11 protein-coding genes are annotated in these 14,227 nt (G+C 38.4%); 2 read left to right on the forward strand and 9 right to left on the reverse strand.

Annotated features, from left to right (window positions below; genetic code table 11):
• Nucleotides 1–8: 8 nt before the first annotated feature.
• The 3 genes from BEN71_RS15470 to BEN71_RS15480 form a co-directional block, all read right to left on the reverse strand.
• Nucleotides 9–1,169, reverse strand: a complete 1,161-nt coding sequence (locus tag BEN71_RS15470) for an 8-amino-7-oxononanoate synthase (protein ID WP_171404998.1) — start codon at nucleotides 1,167–1,169, stop codon at nucleotides 9–11.
• A complete protein-coding gene (gene bioA, locus BEN71_RS15475; protein ID WP_264757116.1) occupies nucleotides 1,166–2,410 on the reverse strand; it encodes an adenosylmethionine--8-amino-7-oxononanoate transaminase in 1,245 nt (414 codons plus the stop codon). The genes BEN71_RS15470 and bioA overlap by 4 nt, the downstream gene beginning before the upstream one ends.
• A gap of 200 nt (nucleotides 2,411–2,610) precedes the next feature.
• Nucleotides 2,611–3,339, reverse strand: coding sequence for an alpha/beta hydrolase family protein (locus tag BEN71_RS15480; RefSeq protein WP_068974109.1), 729 nt, complete (start codon nucleotides 3,337–3,339; stop codon nucleotides 2,611–2,613).
• Between the two features lie 332 nt (nucleotides 3,340–3,671).
• Between BEN71_RS15480 and BEN71_RS15485 the strand changes: the two genes are divergently transcribed.
• Nucleotides 3,672–4,241: a peroxiredoxin gene (locus BEN71_RS15485; RefSeq protein WP_068974110.1), complete on the forward strand. Its 570-nt coding sequence runs from the start codon at nucleotides 3,672–3,674 to the stop codon at nucleotides 4,239–4,241.
• A gap of 268 nt (nucleotides 4,242–4,509) precedes the next feature.
• Here BEN71_RS15485 and ftn read toward each other — a convergent pair whose 3' ends face one another.
• The 4 genes from ftn to BEN71_RS15510 all read right to left on the reverse strand — a co-directional run bounded on the left by ftn (nucleotide 4,510) and on the right by BEN71_RS15510 (nucleotide 9,715).
• Nucleotides 4,510–4,974 (reverse strand): heteropolymeric bacterioferritin subunit Ftn, encoded by a 465-nt coding sequence (gene ftn / locus BEN71_RS15490; RefSeq protein WP_068974111.1) that lies wholly within the window; start codon nucleotides 4,972–4,974, stop codon nucleotides 4,510–4,512.
• Between the two features lie 263 nt (nucleotides 4,975–5,237).
• On the reverse strand, nucleotides 5,238–6,872 hold the full coding sequence (locus BEN71_RS15495; RefSeq protein WP_068974112.1) for a PepSY-associated TM helix domain-containing protein: 1,635 nt from the start codon (nucleotides 6,870–6,872) through the stop codon (nucleotides 5,238–5,240).
• Between the two features lie 2 nt (nucleotides 6,873–6,874).
• Entirely contained in the window at nucleotides 6,875–7,165 is a 291-nt protein-coding gene (locus BEN71_RS15500) for a hypothetical protein (RefSeq protein ID WP_068974113.1), read from the reverse strand.
• A 336-nt stretch (nucleotides 7,166–7,501) separates the two neighbouring features.
• Entirely contained in the window at nucleotides 7,502–9,715 is a 2,214-nt protein-coding gene (locus BEN71_RS15510; RefSeq protein WP_068974114.1) for a TonB-dependent receptor, read from the reverse strand.
• 345 nt (nucleotides 9,716–10,060) lie between these two features.
• Here BEN71_RS15510 and BEN71_RS15515 point away from each other — a divergent pair, with 345 nt between their 5' ends.
• Nucleotides 10,061–11,128 (forward strand): SDR family oxidoreductase, encoded by a 1,068-nt coding sequence (locus BEN71_RS15515; RefSeq protein ID WP_068974115.1) that lies wholly within the window; start codon nucleotides 10,061–10,063, stop codon nucleotides 11,126–11,128.
• 61 nt (nucleotides 11,129–11,189) lie between these two features.
• Here the strand turns inward: BEN71_RS15515 and BEN71_RS15520 are convergent, their stop codons facing one another.
• Nucleotides 11,190–11,981: a hypothetical protein gene (locus BEN71_RS15520; protein WP_152033049.1), complete on the reverse strand. Its 792-nt coding sequence runs from the start codon at nucleotides 11,979–11,981 to the stop codon at nucleotides 11,190–11,192.
• Nucleotides 11,982–12,052: 71 nt separating this feature from the next.
• Nucleotides 12,053–14,083 (reverse strand): NAD-dependent DNA ligase LigA, encoded by a 2,031-nt coding sequence (gene ligA, locus BEN71_RS15525; protein WP_068974117.1) that lies wholly within the window; start codon nucleotides 14,081–14,083, stop codon nucleotides 12,053–12,055.
• Nucleotides 14,084–14,227 lie beyond the last annotated feature (144 nt).

Here is a 14,227-nt window from a genome sequence, read left to right on the forward strand (position 1 = left end):
TCATCAGTTCACAACAAAGTCACAAGTTGTTCAAGCTCAGATTGCTTGATTTGTGCAGTGAGCGAAATGCGTAATCGTGAACTGTTTTGTGGCACTGTCGGTGGACGCACAGGCATGATGTAAAAACCTGCCTCCTGCAACGCTTTGGCTTTTGCCACTGTTTTTGTAGATTCACCAATAATTACAGGCACAATATGCGAACTTGAAGGACAATCAAAACCTTGATTAATCACAGCTTGCTGTAAATATGTGCTGAGCTGTTGTAAATGCTGACGTTGTGAATTTAAATTCAGCACTTTCTTAAAAATAAAATTTGTCCATGCCATACAGATCGGTGGTTGCGCTGTACTGAAGATCAATGGACGCATCGCATTGATCAAGTAATCCCGAATAATTGCATGACAAATCAAATATCCACCGACTGAGGCAATCGCTTTACCAAATGTCCCAACCAAAAGATCAATCTCATCAATCACGCCATATTGTTCCGCACAGCCTAGACCCTGCTCGCCACGCACACCGATTGCATGCGCTTCATCGACATAGAGCATGACTTTGGCAAATTGCTTTTTGATGCGAACCAGATCAGCTAAATCAGTTTCATCACCATCCATACTGAAAATGGATTCAGTCACTACAATGATACGCTCAAAGGCTTCATCATCATGATATTTCTGTAAAAGTTGAGTCAGATGAACCAGATCATTATGACGATAACGCACATATTTTGCTGTGGATAAACGGATGCCATCAATCATACTTGCATGAATCAGTTTGTCAGCAAGAATCAAAGTTTTACTGTCTGCAAGCGCAGGTAAAATCCCGATATTCATGTGATAGCCACTGTTAAATAACAGCGCAGCACGACCATGAAAAGCCTGACTTAAACTCGCTTCAAGCTGTTCATATTCAGGAAAATTTCCTGTGAGTAAGCGTGACGATGTCGAACTCATCCAGCGTTGATCATTCGGTGTTTCATCAAAGAACTGTTCACGCAATTGCGGATCAGAATTTAAGCCCAAATAGTCATTGGATGCGAGATTCAACATGCGTCGATCATTGATTTGAATATAACGATCTTGCTGAATATTGGTGGTAAATTGGCGGAAATTGCCTTGCTGTTTCAGTTGATCCAGTTGTGTAGAAAAATGCTCCAGTAAATGGCTCACGATGCATTCTCCATACCGTTTTTCATATTTTTAACGACTTCAACCAGTTGTTCTAACAGTGTTTTTAATTCATTTTCGGAAATAACATAAGGTGGCATCACATAGACCAGTTTGCCAAATGGACGAATCCAGATCCCACGGCGCACAAACTCTTGTTGCAGGGTTTTCATATCGACGTTAAAGGTCAATTCCACCACGCCAATCGCACCTAGAACACGCACATCTTTGATAAAATCGAGCTGTGCCAAAGGCTGTAAATGACTCGATAATTGCTGTTCAATGCGCTGAATATTCGCTTGCCAATCCTGAGAAGTGAGCAATTCTGTACTTCGTACCGCCACCGCACATGCCAAGGGATTTGCCATAAAAGTCGGACCATGCATAAACACACCCGCCTCACCCTGACTGATGGTTTCCGCTACTTTTTTTGTGGTCAGCGTCGCTGATAAAGTCATATAACCACCTGTCAAACCTTTGCCTATGCACATAATGTCAGGCTCTATACCTGCCCATTCCCATGCAAAAAGCTTGCCTGTACGTCCAAAACCTGTGGCGATTTCATCAAAAATCAGCAGGATATTGTATTTTTCACAGAGCAGTTTGGCTTGGCGTAAATATTCAGGATGATAAAAACGCATACCGCCTGCACCTTGTACAATTGGTTCAAGGATGAATGCGGCAATGTTTTCATGTTGTTCTGCTAAGGTTTTTTCGAGTTCAGCAGTGTCAGATGGATTCCATTCTTCATCAAAAGCGGTTTGTGGTGTAGGAACAAAAATCCGATTGGGCAAACTTGAACCAAAAATCTGATGCATCCCTGTAACAGGATCGCAGACCGACATCGCATTCCACGTATCACCATGATAGCCTGAGCGCGGTGTAACAAAGTTGGTCTTAGCAATTTTGCCTTGTGCAGACCAAAACTGAACTGCCATTTTCAAAGCGACTTCTACGGCAACAGAACCTGAATCGGCATAGAAAATTTTATCCAAACTTGGTGGGGTAATTTTGAGTAGTAATTTTCCAAGTTGAATCGCAGGATCATGGGTAAAGCCACCAAACATGATATGCGACATATTTTGCAGTTGATCTGTCACTGCCTGATTCAGTTCAGGATGGTTATAACCATGTATCGCACACCACCATGAGGACATACCATCAATCAACTGCCGACCATCTTCAAGTTCAATGATCGCACCGTGTGCCCTTTTCACTTTAAACGTCGGTAGCGGGTTGGTCATAGACGTATAAGGATGCCAAATATGTTGTTGATCAAATGCCTGATCACCGAGTTGATCATTCAACGAATCATCTAACGTTTGGCTTGATTCAGTATTTGAATCGGTCATCCTTAACTCCATGTAACATTTATCGCAATAAATCTATTTTACAGATCTTAAACCTGCATGAATGATAAATAAATTGCGAGATGCACCACTTATCAGGATGTTTGCTTTATTTTTTGTAAATATTGGCAGATTTTGTCAGTGATTAGATCAACTTGGAAAACAGGCAAGCCATGTGAGCCACTGATTAACTCCGCTTCAAAAAACTTTGCATCTAATTTTTCCAGATTCTCCAAGACTTTGTAACTAACTAAATAATCCTGCTTTCCGAAGATATGATATTGCTGACCTGCATATTTTTTCAGGATATTGACAAAGTTTAAATTTTCCAACAAGTTTAACCCATCTTGTAATAGCTCGATCTTCTGTGCCTGAATCAAACTTTGCAACTTTAAAAAATCTGCTTTGGTACTTTCTACGCCTTGGCAGACCATGTAGCCAAATTTCTTTAAGGTCGTAATAGCGTCAGTTTCAAAAGATTGTTTAAAACTTTGGAATGTCGCTTGTGGCATTGCAGTTTGCCACGCATCATTGGCAACAAAACATGGATTGGATGCTAAGGTAATCAGCACTTTGTGTTGTTGATATTGCTTGGAAATTTGATCAACCAATAATGTCGCAAGCTGTCCACCCAATGACCATCCGATGATCACATCAAACGCTTTGGCTTTTTCAGTTTGGCGTTGTAATTCCACATCGTCCAAAGCATTGAAAATATTGATCAGTTCAACTTCATGTCCTTGGTTTTGTAAAACTTGCTGTAAGGCGCTGAGTAGTTTAGTACCACCGCCCCAACCTGTGATGAGTAAAATTTTTTGATTCAAAGTGATTCCATTATGAAAATGATTAACTATTTTCAGCACAGCCTTAACTTTCCAATCTAATTTTAATTAAGACTGCGTAGGCAATGCCTCACTTTTGACGGATCAAAAGTGACAAAAATCCTCTGTTAGACAAAGGGTACATCCATGATACCCTTGTCTAACGGCGACATCCATGTCGCTTAACGCGATAGCAATTTTCTTCGATTAAAAAGTATAGTCTCATACCAATCATCTTAAAATCTGCCCCATCATAAATACCAACATTTTTCATCACGCATGAAATCTAAAATTTGCTAAGATCAAAACTGCTTAAATGTATGGAAATATCTGTAATGACATTTGTTAAACTCGTGAGTATCAGCCTACTTTCCATTTCTACACTAGGCATGTTTAATTTCGCCCAAGCTGAAAGCTCAATTTTTTCCAAAGTCGATGCTGATCAAAAACAATGGGTAGGCAAACCTGCACCGAGCTTTAAATTACAAGATCAAAATGCAAAATGGCATGAACTCAGCCAATATAAAGGCAAATGGGTCGTACTCTATTTTTATCCAAAAGATAACTCACCAGGTTGTACCCAAGAAGCCAATCAATTTAAAACGCTTTATCCACAATTTATCAAAAATAATGCCGTGGTTTTAGGCGTAAGTTTAGATGATGTCGAGTCACATCAAAAATTCTCTGAAAAATTAGGTTTAAACTTTCCAATCCTTGCTGACAATGATCATCAACTTGCAAGTCAATTGGGGATTATTCGAAATCTTGGTATTACAAAAATCGCCAAACGGGAAACCTTTCTGATTGATCCACAAGGCATTGTGACCTATCACTATAGCAGTGTGAATACACAAACCCATGCAGGGCAAGTTTTAGCAGATATTCAAAAGTTTTCTAAAAAGTAGCCAATAAAAAGAATGCTGATCAGTTAAGCAAAATTATTGGAAAAATTCCTAAAATCTCCCCTAACCCTGAGCCATATATGGCGCAAGGAAAAGAGGGGAACTTCTTGTAACTAAAATAATTTTTTAGTAATGAAAAGCTCCCTCCTTTGAAAAAGGAGGGTTGGGGAGGATTTAAAAACTAAACTGACGGACAATATCCAATAAAAAAGCCTTTAAACATTCATCTAAAGGCTTTTAACATCAGATTTAAAATGATGTTTTATTCATCTTACATTTGAGATTGAATATAATTTGGTAGACCAATTAACTCAATTAGACGCATTTGTTTTTCTAACCAATACGTATGATCTTCTTCAGTATCCGACATTTGCTGACGAAGCATATCACGTGTGACATAATCACCTTTTTCTTCACACAGCTTCACGCCTTGCGCTAACTTTTCACGTACATGATATTCAAGTGCCAAATCAGCTTTTAAGCAAGTCACCACATCTGTACCCACTTCAATATCATCACGATCCATGTTCGGTGTTCCCTCAAGGAACAACACACGGCGAATTAACGCATCAGCATGTGCGCCTTCTTCTTGACTTTCATGGTCGATGCGTTCGAAAATTTTGCTTAAACCCCAATCTTCGTACATACGAGAATGGATAAGATATTGATCACGAGCAGCCAGTTCACCACCGATCAACATGTTTAGATAGTCTACAACTTCTGGATTGCCACGCATTTCAAAAACTCCATACCCTTTTACGATATTATGAACACATTCAGTCTGGATTGCAAAATTTAATATGTGTAAGTTTATGATTTTTATAAACTTAAAATGAGAAACATACGCATTTACAGTCACATTCATAAATTTTTCAGATAAAAAATAAGCCCTTGCAAGGTTTAGCTCACATTGCAAAGGCTTATTTATGTATAAATCTGCGACTGCTTAATTTTGTAACCATTACTAATGGTTCTTATTTCAAGCAAGATACATGCAAATTACGGCTCAATTTTCACATTTGACCAAATTGATCCAAGCTCGGCATGTTGTTGTCTGGTCCGTGCTTGTTGATAGAAACGCAAAAAAGCCAAAGCAAATAAAATGGCAATAAGATCAATCCACCACAAACTTCCATGTGAAGCCCATAAACCAATATTAGGTATTAACAATGCAATGATCGAAGTCAAAGGCAATAAAAACAACAGGATTGCAGTCATTAATAATAAATGTGGCAATGCCGTTGCCGCACCTCGAACAAATGCATAAATCACCGCAAAAACAAAGATGGTGTAGTAGCTATACATCAACACCTGATTCATACTGTTTAAGTTCGGTTGAATGACAAAACTCCATTTCCCAAACAGCATGCCACCTGTAATTGCACCGACACAGCCGATACACGAACCTACAGTCAATGCAGCGATAAAACGTACATCTTTACGTTGTTGCGGTGGAGCTAAGTTTGGATTTTTTTGCCGTTTAAGCCGTGATTCAATCCATAAAATATTGCCTGAATAGAATAAAAATGCCCCACCAATCCCAAGAATCACATAGAGCCAACGGGTAATATTTCCACCATAATTACCAAAATGCAGACTGAACATCGAGCGGATAACTTTGTCCATTGCACTGCTATGGGTATTTAAATTATTGGTATTATAAGCTTGAGTTTGATAGGGGTTGAACATCATCACATCAAAACTTTCCCCACGCAGCATTTGATCTGGACTATACACACTGGCACGGGCAGAGGCTTTCGCTGGCTTGTCGAGATTATTAAAACTAATTGAAGAGATTTGATAACCTTGCGCCTGCTCGCCTATACGTTGTAAAACTTTTTCAACATCCAACTTCGGTGCAGGATCTACAATTTTGACTGCGGCAGGTCGTTCAAACAGCGGCTTGTTTTTACTGACCAAGGTCCCCATCGCATCATAAAATAAGTCATGAAATGCAAATACAATGACTGAAACACTGATCAAGATATGAAATGGCAAACTGGTGATGCCGACAACATTATGCGCATCGAGCCAAAAACGTTTTTTGTTTTTGCCCTTTCTAATCGCAAAATAATCTTTCACCAATGTAGGCAACAAGACAATCAAGCCCGTCATGATGGCTAAAAAGTACAATACCGCCACAATACCCATCACATAAACGCCCAATGCATGATGTCCCAACATGCCTGGAATTCCTGCTGTTTCATGTAGTTGTTCGATGAGCCAACCGAGTTTAGAGAGATTTTCCTGCTCAACGTTTAAAGTACCATCTGCATTTAAGGTCGCAAGCATAGCATTTTGATGGGTATCAAAATCATGATCATCTTGCCCTTTCTTCTCAGGTGCTTTCCATTGAATGGGTGCTTGATGAAATTCTTTCGAGTTTAAGTTCAATTGAAAACTTTTTAAGGTTTCAGGGTAATCAGCCTGAACTTTACTTACCAATTCATTATATTGATTCGGCTGAATCATGGCTAAATTTTGCGAAGGCGGAGATGCCCAACGACTCAAATCGTGTTGAAACATACTCAATCCACCTGCAAAGAAACAGATGAATAAGAGGATTCCTGAAGTTATACCCACCCAAGTATGTAATTCTTTGGCTAAACGGATCATGTCCGTACGAACTTTCATGTCTATCTCCGCAACCAAAACACAAGACTATAAGCGATGATATTCAGTCCTAAATAAAGTAGAAAAGCCTGCCATCCACGTGGAATAAAATAGGCGATAAAAAACAATGGACACCAAATCCATGGAATTGACCACATCCCGAGTTGTGGCGCAACGCCACGATCAATGTGTTCAATGCCCCACATGGTAATTAATGCAGAACAGGCAAATGCAAAACTTAATCCTAGAAATAAACCGACAAAAGTTTTACTCCACCAATCAGGTTGTATCTTTTGAGCGGATCGCATCTTCATACGGAATATACCTTTTCAGTAAGGGAATGAAGGGAATAAAAGACCAAGTCACAATCAGAGTCATACACCACATCAATATCGCCACCAATTTTGGCAATGCGTAAATCAATATAGGTAGTGATACACAGACTAGGACGACACCCAAATAGAAGAATTTTTTTGTAAGCGGTGTTTTAAAAATTTGTTGATTGGCATGACTGCTATAAATCAACACGCTCCCCAAAAAGCATAAAAATATTGCGAATAATTTCATTGCCATACACTCTATGTATTTAATACAAATCTCAATCTATAAAATGCAAAAAGCCCTCTGCATCACAAAGGGCTAATCATTTTTTAGAAATCGAAAGTCACACCGAGTCTATAGGTACGCCCTTCACCCACAATTGCGTAAGCATCATTAAAAACGCCTGACCAGTAATTTTTATCTGCAATGTTATTTACATTTGCTCTAAAGGTAGTTGCAACACCACCAATTTTAGTTGCATATTTCGCACCCAAATCAACAATTGTAAAATCTGGAATTTCGTACTTATTATCTGAGGTTAAATATTGCTTGCTTACATAGGTTGCACGCCCATTTACACTCAATCCCTCTACTTGAGGAATTTTATAATCAAGTGATAAACCTACTGTAAAGTCTGGAACACCGTAAACTGTTTTACCTGTTTTATTGGCAGTGCCTGATTTAGTATATTCCGCATCTGTATAAGCCAAATTTGCCAATAGACTTAAATCATCAGTTATATTTCCAGCGGTAGATACCTCCACACCACGTGATCGTGTTTGTGCATCATCTTTTACCGCTTTTGTCACGGTATCCAAATAAACTTCTGGCTTTTCTATTTGATATAAAGCAAGTGTATTCATCCAAGAACCCACCTGGAATTTGCTACCTAACTCATATTGCTTTGTTTGATATGGTTCAAATGTTTCACCTTGATTTGTTGCTGTTGGATAAGTTAAGGCAGACACTGTCACACCTTCAGATAAGCCTTCAACATAGCTTGCATAAAAAGATAGATTTGCATCAAATGGTTTTACAACGATACCTACACTCGGTGAAACTTTGTCTGATGAATATTGCGTTTTCTTATATAAATTTTTGGTATCAATATCCTGATAACGCCCACTTAAAATCAATTGTAAGCGATCATCTAACATCGACAATTGATCTGTTAATGTATAACTAACGTACTTATTATCCCCATATGGTCCTACAACTGGATAAGTTGAAGGCATTGTTACACCTGATCCAACATTTGTATCGTAAATATTAGTCACAAAATACTTTGTAACAGGTGAATAATGTTGATCAAATTTACGTGTTAGATAATCTGCACGTAAGCCTAAGGTATGCTTGATTGAGCCAGTAGCAAACTTACCTTCAAAACCTAAATTAGCGGCAACATTATGTTCTTGCGAACCTACTCGATAATACTGCGCCAATGCATAATGATCAGTGCCTGCATAACTTCCAGTTAATCCATTTCCTTTTGTCCCAGTAATACTACCAACCATCATACGTGTGCCAAACAAATGCCCACTATACTCACGTTCAGCATAACCTACGCCACCATATACTTTAAAATCTGGTACGATTTTATACTCAGCAGATAAACCCGCATATTGGCTAGATTCTTGCCCCTGTAAATTTTGGAAATAATTAGAATCACCATCGGGTGCTTTGAGCACAGTGCCTAATCCCGTAATCCCTAAGGACGGGTTTGAGCAAGTAAAGCAAATCATGGCTGGAGAACCATTCTCTCGCTTATCACGTACAGCATACGCATCAAAATTCACTTTTAATCGATCAGTCGTATAATCTAAAGCAAAAACACCTGAAGCATTTTGATCGTCCATACCATCTATAAGATGTTCGCCTTGCCCATAACTTCCACTTGCACGAACCCCAAACTCACGGTCTTGTCCAAAGCGTCTTGAAACATCAAAGCCAGATTTGTAGTAACCGCCATCTTCATATGTTGCAGAAACTTGAGTTAAATCTTTACCTGCACGTTTTGTTTGTGCCATAACAACACCACCAACACTACCCGTTGGCGACATACCCGTAGTTAAGGCACTTGGTCCTTTTAAAACAGTTATAGAATCTAAAATATCAGTTGAAGTTCGTCCTGACGGTGCAACACCATAAAAACCATTCAAATTCATATCTTCCCAATTTACTGAAAAACCACGAATTTGAAAATTTTCATTTAAATGTCCTGAGTTTGTTGTCGCACGCACACTCGGATCATTTTTGAGGACATCTCCTATCGTCGCTGATTGAAAATCCTCCATCACTGCTTTTGTATATTGATTAAAGGAGAAAGGAGTATCAATAACTTCTTTATTTCCCAACGCACCTAGATCTGCACTTTGTGATAACCGACCATTATTAAAAGTTTTCTTTGACTGTTCTTGTTCTGCATTTACAGTAATCGTCGGCAAAGTTGTCGTATCATTCGCCCAAATTGTTTGTACACATCCAACCCCAAAAATTGCGGATGTAATTGAATTGACCAATAACTTCTTTGAAAAATGATTCATAAAAATGCAAGCCGACATAATGAGAATGATTATTATATACACTGTGATTATTATTAAATATTGTAAATTTTAATGTTAAATTAAGTTTAATAGTAAAACTCGATAAATGATAATTATTAGCATTTAAACCAATTTAATCTGTTTCCTTGCCAGTCACACCTCTTCACATATCTCACTAGATATTCATATCTATTCAAACTAAGATGAATAGAAATAAAAGTGCGCGAAAATATGAATTATTTAATTAAATTCAAACCATTGGTCTCTGCCAAATAACAGTGATATAGATCGAAAAAATCGCTCACTTTAAATCTTTATTGAAATCCACATTGAAAGGAAAAGATGATGTCTCAGGGAAAAACATCAGCGCCAATTCTCGTGACGGGTGCAACAGGTTATATTGCCAGTTGGGTGATTCAAAAACTCCTCGAACAAGGTTATACCGTACATGCCACGGTTCGTGATTTAAATAAAAAACCAAGTTTTGCACATTTAGAAAAAATCGCAGAAAAAACATCAGGTACATTAAAGCTATTCAAAGCCAATTTACTTGAAAATGGTTCATTTGATGAAGCGATGCAAGACTGTGAAATTGTTTTGCACATGGCTTCACCTTTTGTCGTCACCAACTTTAAAGATGCGGTTAAAGACATTATCGAACCTGCGATTTTAGGGACTGAAAATGTTTTAAATAGTGTCAATAAAACTGAATCGGTCAAACGTGTTGTCGTCACGTCAAGTATTGCTTCAACCTATGGCGATGCAGTTGATATTTTAAATACTGAACATAATGAATTTGATGAATCGCATTGGAATACCACCAGTTCAACCACTCATCAACCCTACCCTTATTCTAAAGTCATGGCTGAACGTAAAGCTTGGGAAATGGCTGAGGCGCAAGATCGTTGGTCTTTGGTCTGTGTTAATCCAGCCCTAGTTCTTGGTCCATCACTCACGGCGAATACGCAATCAGGCAGTGTGGAAGTGCTTGAACAGTTTGCCAATGGGATGACGTTGCTCGGTGTTCCGCCAATGTGGAATGGCATTGTCGATGTACGTGATGTGGCTGATGCGCATATTTTGGCAGCATTGAATGACAATGCATCTGGGCGTTATATCATTTCAGGTGGTTCACTCAGTTTATTGGAAATGGGGAAAATTTTACGTCAGCATTTCGGACAAAAATTCCCGTTCCCGCGTAATCAAGTGCCTAAAAAAGCATTTAAATTCATTGGTCCTATCTTTGGATATTCAAAAGACTTTATTGAAAAGAATATGGGTTATCCGATCTTTTTTAATGCCAATAAGAGCAAGCAAGAATTGGGTATGAACTATCGTAATATTGAAACCAGTCTAACAGAGCATTTTCAACAGTTGTTAGATGATGGTGTGGTGAAGAAGTATATTCCTTAAAACTGAGTGAATATCAAAAAGGGAAGCCATAATATTTATGGCTTCTATTTGAAATTAAAATTTAGTTCCCATACTCCTGAATCAAATAATGCCCCAACTCTTTGAAATTACTCTCACGATCATTGATATAAAAATTCGATGGAAAAAGAGGCATTTCATTACTCAAAGAATCAAAATAGACTGAATATTTAAAATTCACATTTTTTGTCGTATTTTTTTGCTTTAAATTTAAAGTCATATAACAAGATGTAATTTCAAAAGTTGATACTTTCGCCTTACTTAATTCCTGTATGTCTGTAAATTGAATATTGAAACTATTCTGCACAATTTCTTCAAATAATTTTTCATCACTTGGATCTGTTTTAAAATGTGATGTGATCATTGCATCCTCTTCCCCATCATATTCCCTCATCATTGCTTGTTGTTGTTTACTCAATTGATAATCAATATAGGGGTCTAATAACTTTTCAAATGCTTGATTATATTGATATGTAGAATCATCTTCCTCAACTTTTTGTTGCTTAACAATACCAATAAACTTGCTGTTCGCATCTTTATAAATATTCTTAATTTTTTCCTTTAATATTTGATTAAATTCTTCTGGACTATACTTTTGTGATCGAGCCAAATCATCTAACTTTTCTTTCTCTTCATCCATATATTCAGCAAAATAAGGATTAAAGAGTTTTTGACGATAATAAAAATAAAGATCTAAATTTTTTTCAACGGATTGGCTGAATTCATCTTTAAGCATTTTTAAAATAATAGGGTTATCACATTCCGTTTTCGCAAAAGCAGAAGTTATTGAGAGCACCAACATAATGATTAGAAATATTTTTTTGATTATTTTCATTTTTAGAAATTGTATTGTAAAGGCATAAATACTATACCTTTACAACCAATCAATCAGCAATACAAACTTACTTAAGCCTGCCCATACTCCGCCATCAAAGCTAAAAACTCTTGCTCATTCAAAACAGCAACTCCGAGTTTTTCAGCTTTTTCTAACTTAGAACCTGCCTTTTCACCTGCAACTACACACTTGGTTTTACTCGACACACTACCACTCACACGCGCACCCAAAGCTTGCAACATTTGTGTCGCATCATCACGCCCCATAGTCGCCAATGTCCCTGTGATTACCCAGCTTTCACCATTTAACGGCTGACGCGTTGGTGCAATTGGCGCATCCCAATGAATCCCTGCTGCCAATAAACGATCTACCACTTCTAAGTTATGCGGTGCATTAAAGAAATCGACAATCCATTCAGCGGTAATATCACCTACATCTGGGGTCTTTTTCAATGATTCTAAATCCGCATTGCGAATTGCATCCAAAGTCTGAAACGTATTTGCCAACATACGCGCAGTCGTTTCACCAACACCACGGATACCGAGCGCATAAATAAAAGCAGCGAGTGTGGTTTTCTTACTATTTTCAATTGCATCAAACAGATTTTGAACCGACTTTTCACCCATTTTTTCAATCGTGAGTAGCTGCTCACGATGCTCATGTAAGTGATATATATCAGCGACATCTTTGAGTAAATCAAGATGCAGTAATGATTCAACCCAACGATCACCCAAACCTTCAATATCTAAGGCTTTACGTGACACAAAGTGGCGAATCGCTTCAATCCGTTGCGCTGAACAATATAAACCACCTGAACAACGCGCCAAAGCTTCACCTTCAGGCATGACTACGGGTGAAGAACACACAGGACAATTTTCAGGTAAATGTACTTCGACCACATCATTCGGACGGAATTCCAACCAAACCTTTTCAACTTTTGGAATCACATCGCCGCTACGATAAACACTGACAGTATCGCCAACACGAACATCTAAACGATGAATTTCACCGATGTTATGTAAAGTCACATTGGAAACAATTACCCCACCGACAGCAACAGGATTTAAACGTGCCACAGGAGTCAATGTTCCAGTACGCCCGACTTGCCAATCAATATTTTCAACGGTGGTTAATGCTGCAACTGCAGGGAATTTATAAGCCGTCGCCCAACGTGGTTCACGACTTAAAAAGCCGAGCTTTTGTTGTTGTTGTAAGTCATCTACTTTGATGACCATACCATCAATTTCAACCGCTAAATCTGGACGCTCTTGATTGATCTGCTCGTATTTTTCTTGGACTTCTTGGATACTGTCACATACAAAATGACGTTCGCCGACTGCAAAACCAAAATTGGTCAACCATTCCAAACTTGCAGACATGGAGTGAATGCCGTGATTTGGTTCACATTGCGCAATGCCATAGGCATAGAATGCCAATGGGCGCGAAGCCGCAATACTGGGATCAAGTTGACGTAGACTTCCTGCTGCAGCATTACGTGGATTGGCAAAGGTTTTTTCACCTTTGGCTTCATTTTCAGCATTCAGCTTTTCAAAGCCAGCCTTAGGCATCAATACTTCACCACGTACTTCTAACAAACGTGGGACTTCAACTTTGTCTGATGAAAGCACTTTTGGTAGATTACGAATGGTTTTAACATTTTGGGTAATCACTTCCCCTGTTTCACCATCACCACGGGTTACGCCACGAACCAAGACGCCATTTTCATACCAAAGAGAAATTGCTAATCCATCGAACTTTAATTCAACGTCATATTGTATTTTTTGATTCGGTAAACGCTCTTCAATACGGCGTGCAAAAGCAAATAGTTCTTCTTGATTAAAGACATTGCCTAAAGACAGCATTGGAACGGTATGGGTAATGGTTTCAAACTTAGATAATGCCTTACCGCCAACTTTGTTAGTGGGTGAATCCGCTTGGATTAATTCGGGATGTTGTTGCTCTAATGCTTTGAGTTGGTGAAATAGCTGATCATATTCACTGTCCTCAATGCTCGGTTCATCCATCACATAATAGGCATGATTATGCTTTGCAATCAGTTGAATGAGTTGACGCATTTGCATCACGACAGGATTATTTTCCATACAATATTTCACCATTTAAAAAGGCGGAAAACTCCGCCTAAATTGCTTGTATCTATTAAAACTCTTGGAAAAGTTAAAATTAGGTATTCATTGATAATGAAATTCATATTGAAAGTCCCTTCTCCCTCAGGGATGAGAAGATAA

Source organism: Acinetobacter wuhouensis, from assembly GCF_001696605.3.
GTDB lineage: Bacteria > Pseudomonadota > Gammaproteobacteria > Pseudomonadales > Moraxellaceae > Acinetobacter > Acinetobacter wuhouensis.

Excerpts from the sequence above, each read along its gene's own strand:
- BEN71_RS15510 (WP_068974114.1), bottom strand. The coding sequence starts at position 9,715 with ATGAATCATTTTTCAAAGAAGTTATTGGTCAATTCAATTACATCCGCA.
- BEN71_RS15515 (WP_068974115.1), top strand. The coding sequence starts at position 10,061 with ATGTCTCAGGGAAAAACATCAGCGCCAATTCTCGTGACGGGTGCAACA.
- BEN71_RS15520 (WP_152033049.1), bottom strand. The coding sequence starts at position 11,981 with ATGAAAATAATCAAAAAAATATTTCTAATCATTATGTTGGTGCTCTCA.
- BEN71_RS15495 (WP_068974112.1), bottom strand. The coding sequence starts at position 6,872 with ATGAAAGTTCGTACGGACATGATCCGTTTAGCCAAAGAATTACATACT.
- ligA (WP_068974117.1), bottom strand. The coding sequence starts at position 14,083 with ATGGAAAATAATCCTGTCGTGATGCAAATGCGTCAACTCATTCAACTG.
- BEN71_RS15485 (WP_068974110.1), top strand. The coding sequence starts at position 3,672 with ATGACATTTGTTAAACTCGTGAGTATCAGCCTACTTTCCATTTCTACA.
- BEN71_RS15500 (WP_068974113.1), bottom strand. The coding sequence starts at position 7,165 with ATGAAGATGCGATCCGCTCAAAAGATACAACCTGATTGGTGGAGTAAA.
- ftn (WP_068974111.1), bottom strand. The coding sequence starts at position 4,974 with ATGCGTGGCAATCCAGAAGTTGTAGACTATCTAAACATGTTGATCGGT.
- bioA (WP_264757116.1), bottom strand. The coding sequence starts at position 2,410 with ATGACCAACCCGCTACCGACGTTTAAAGTGAAAAGGGCACACGGTGCG.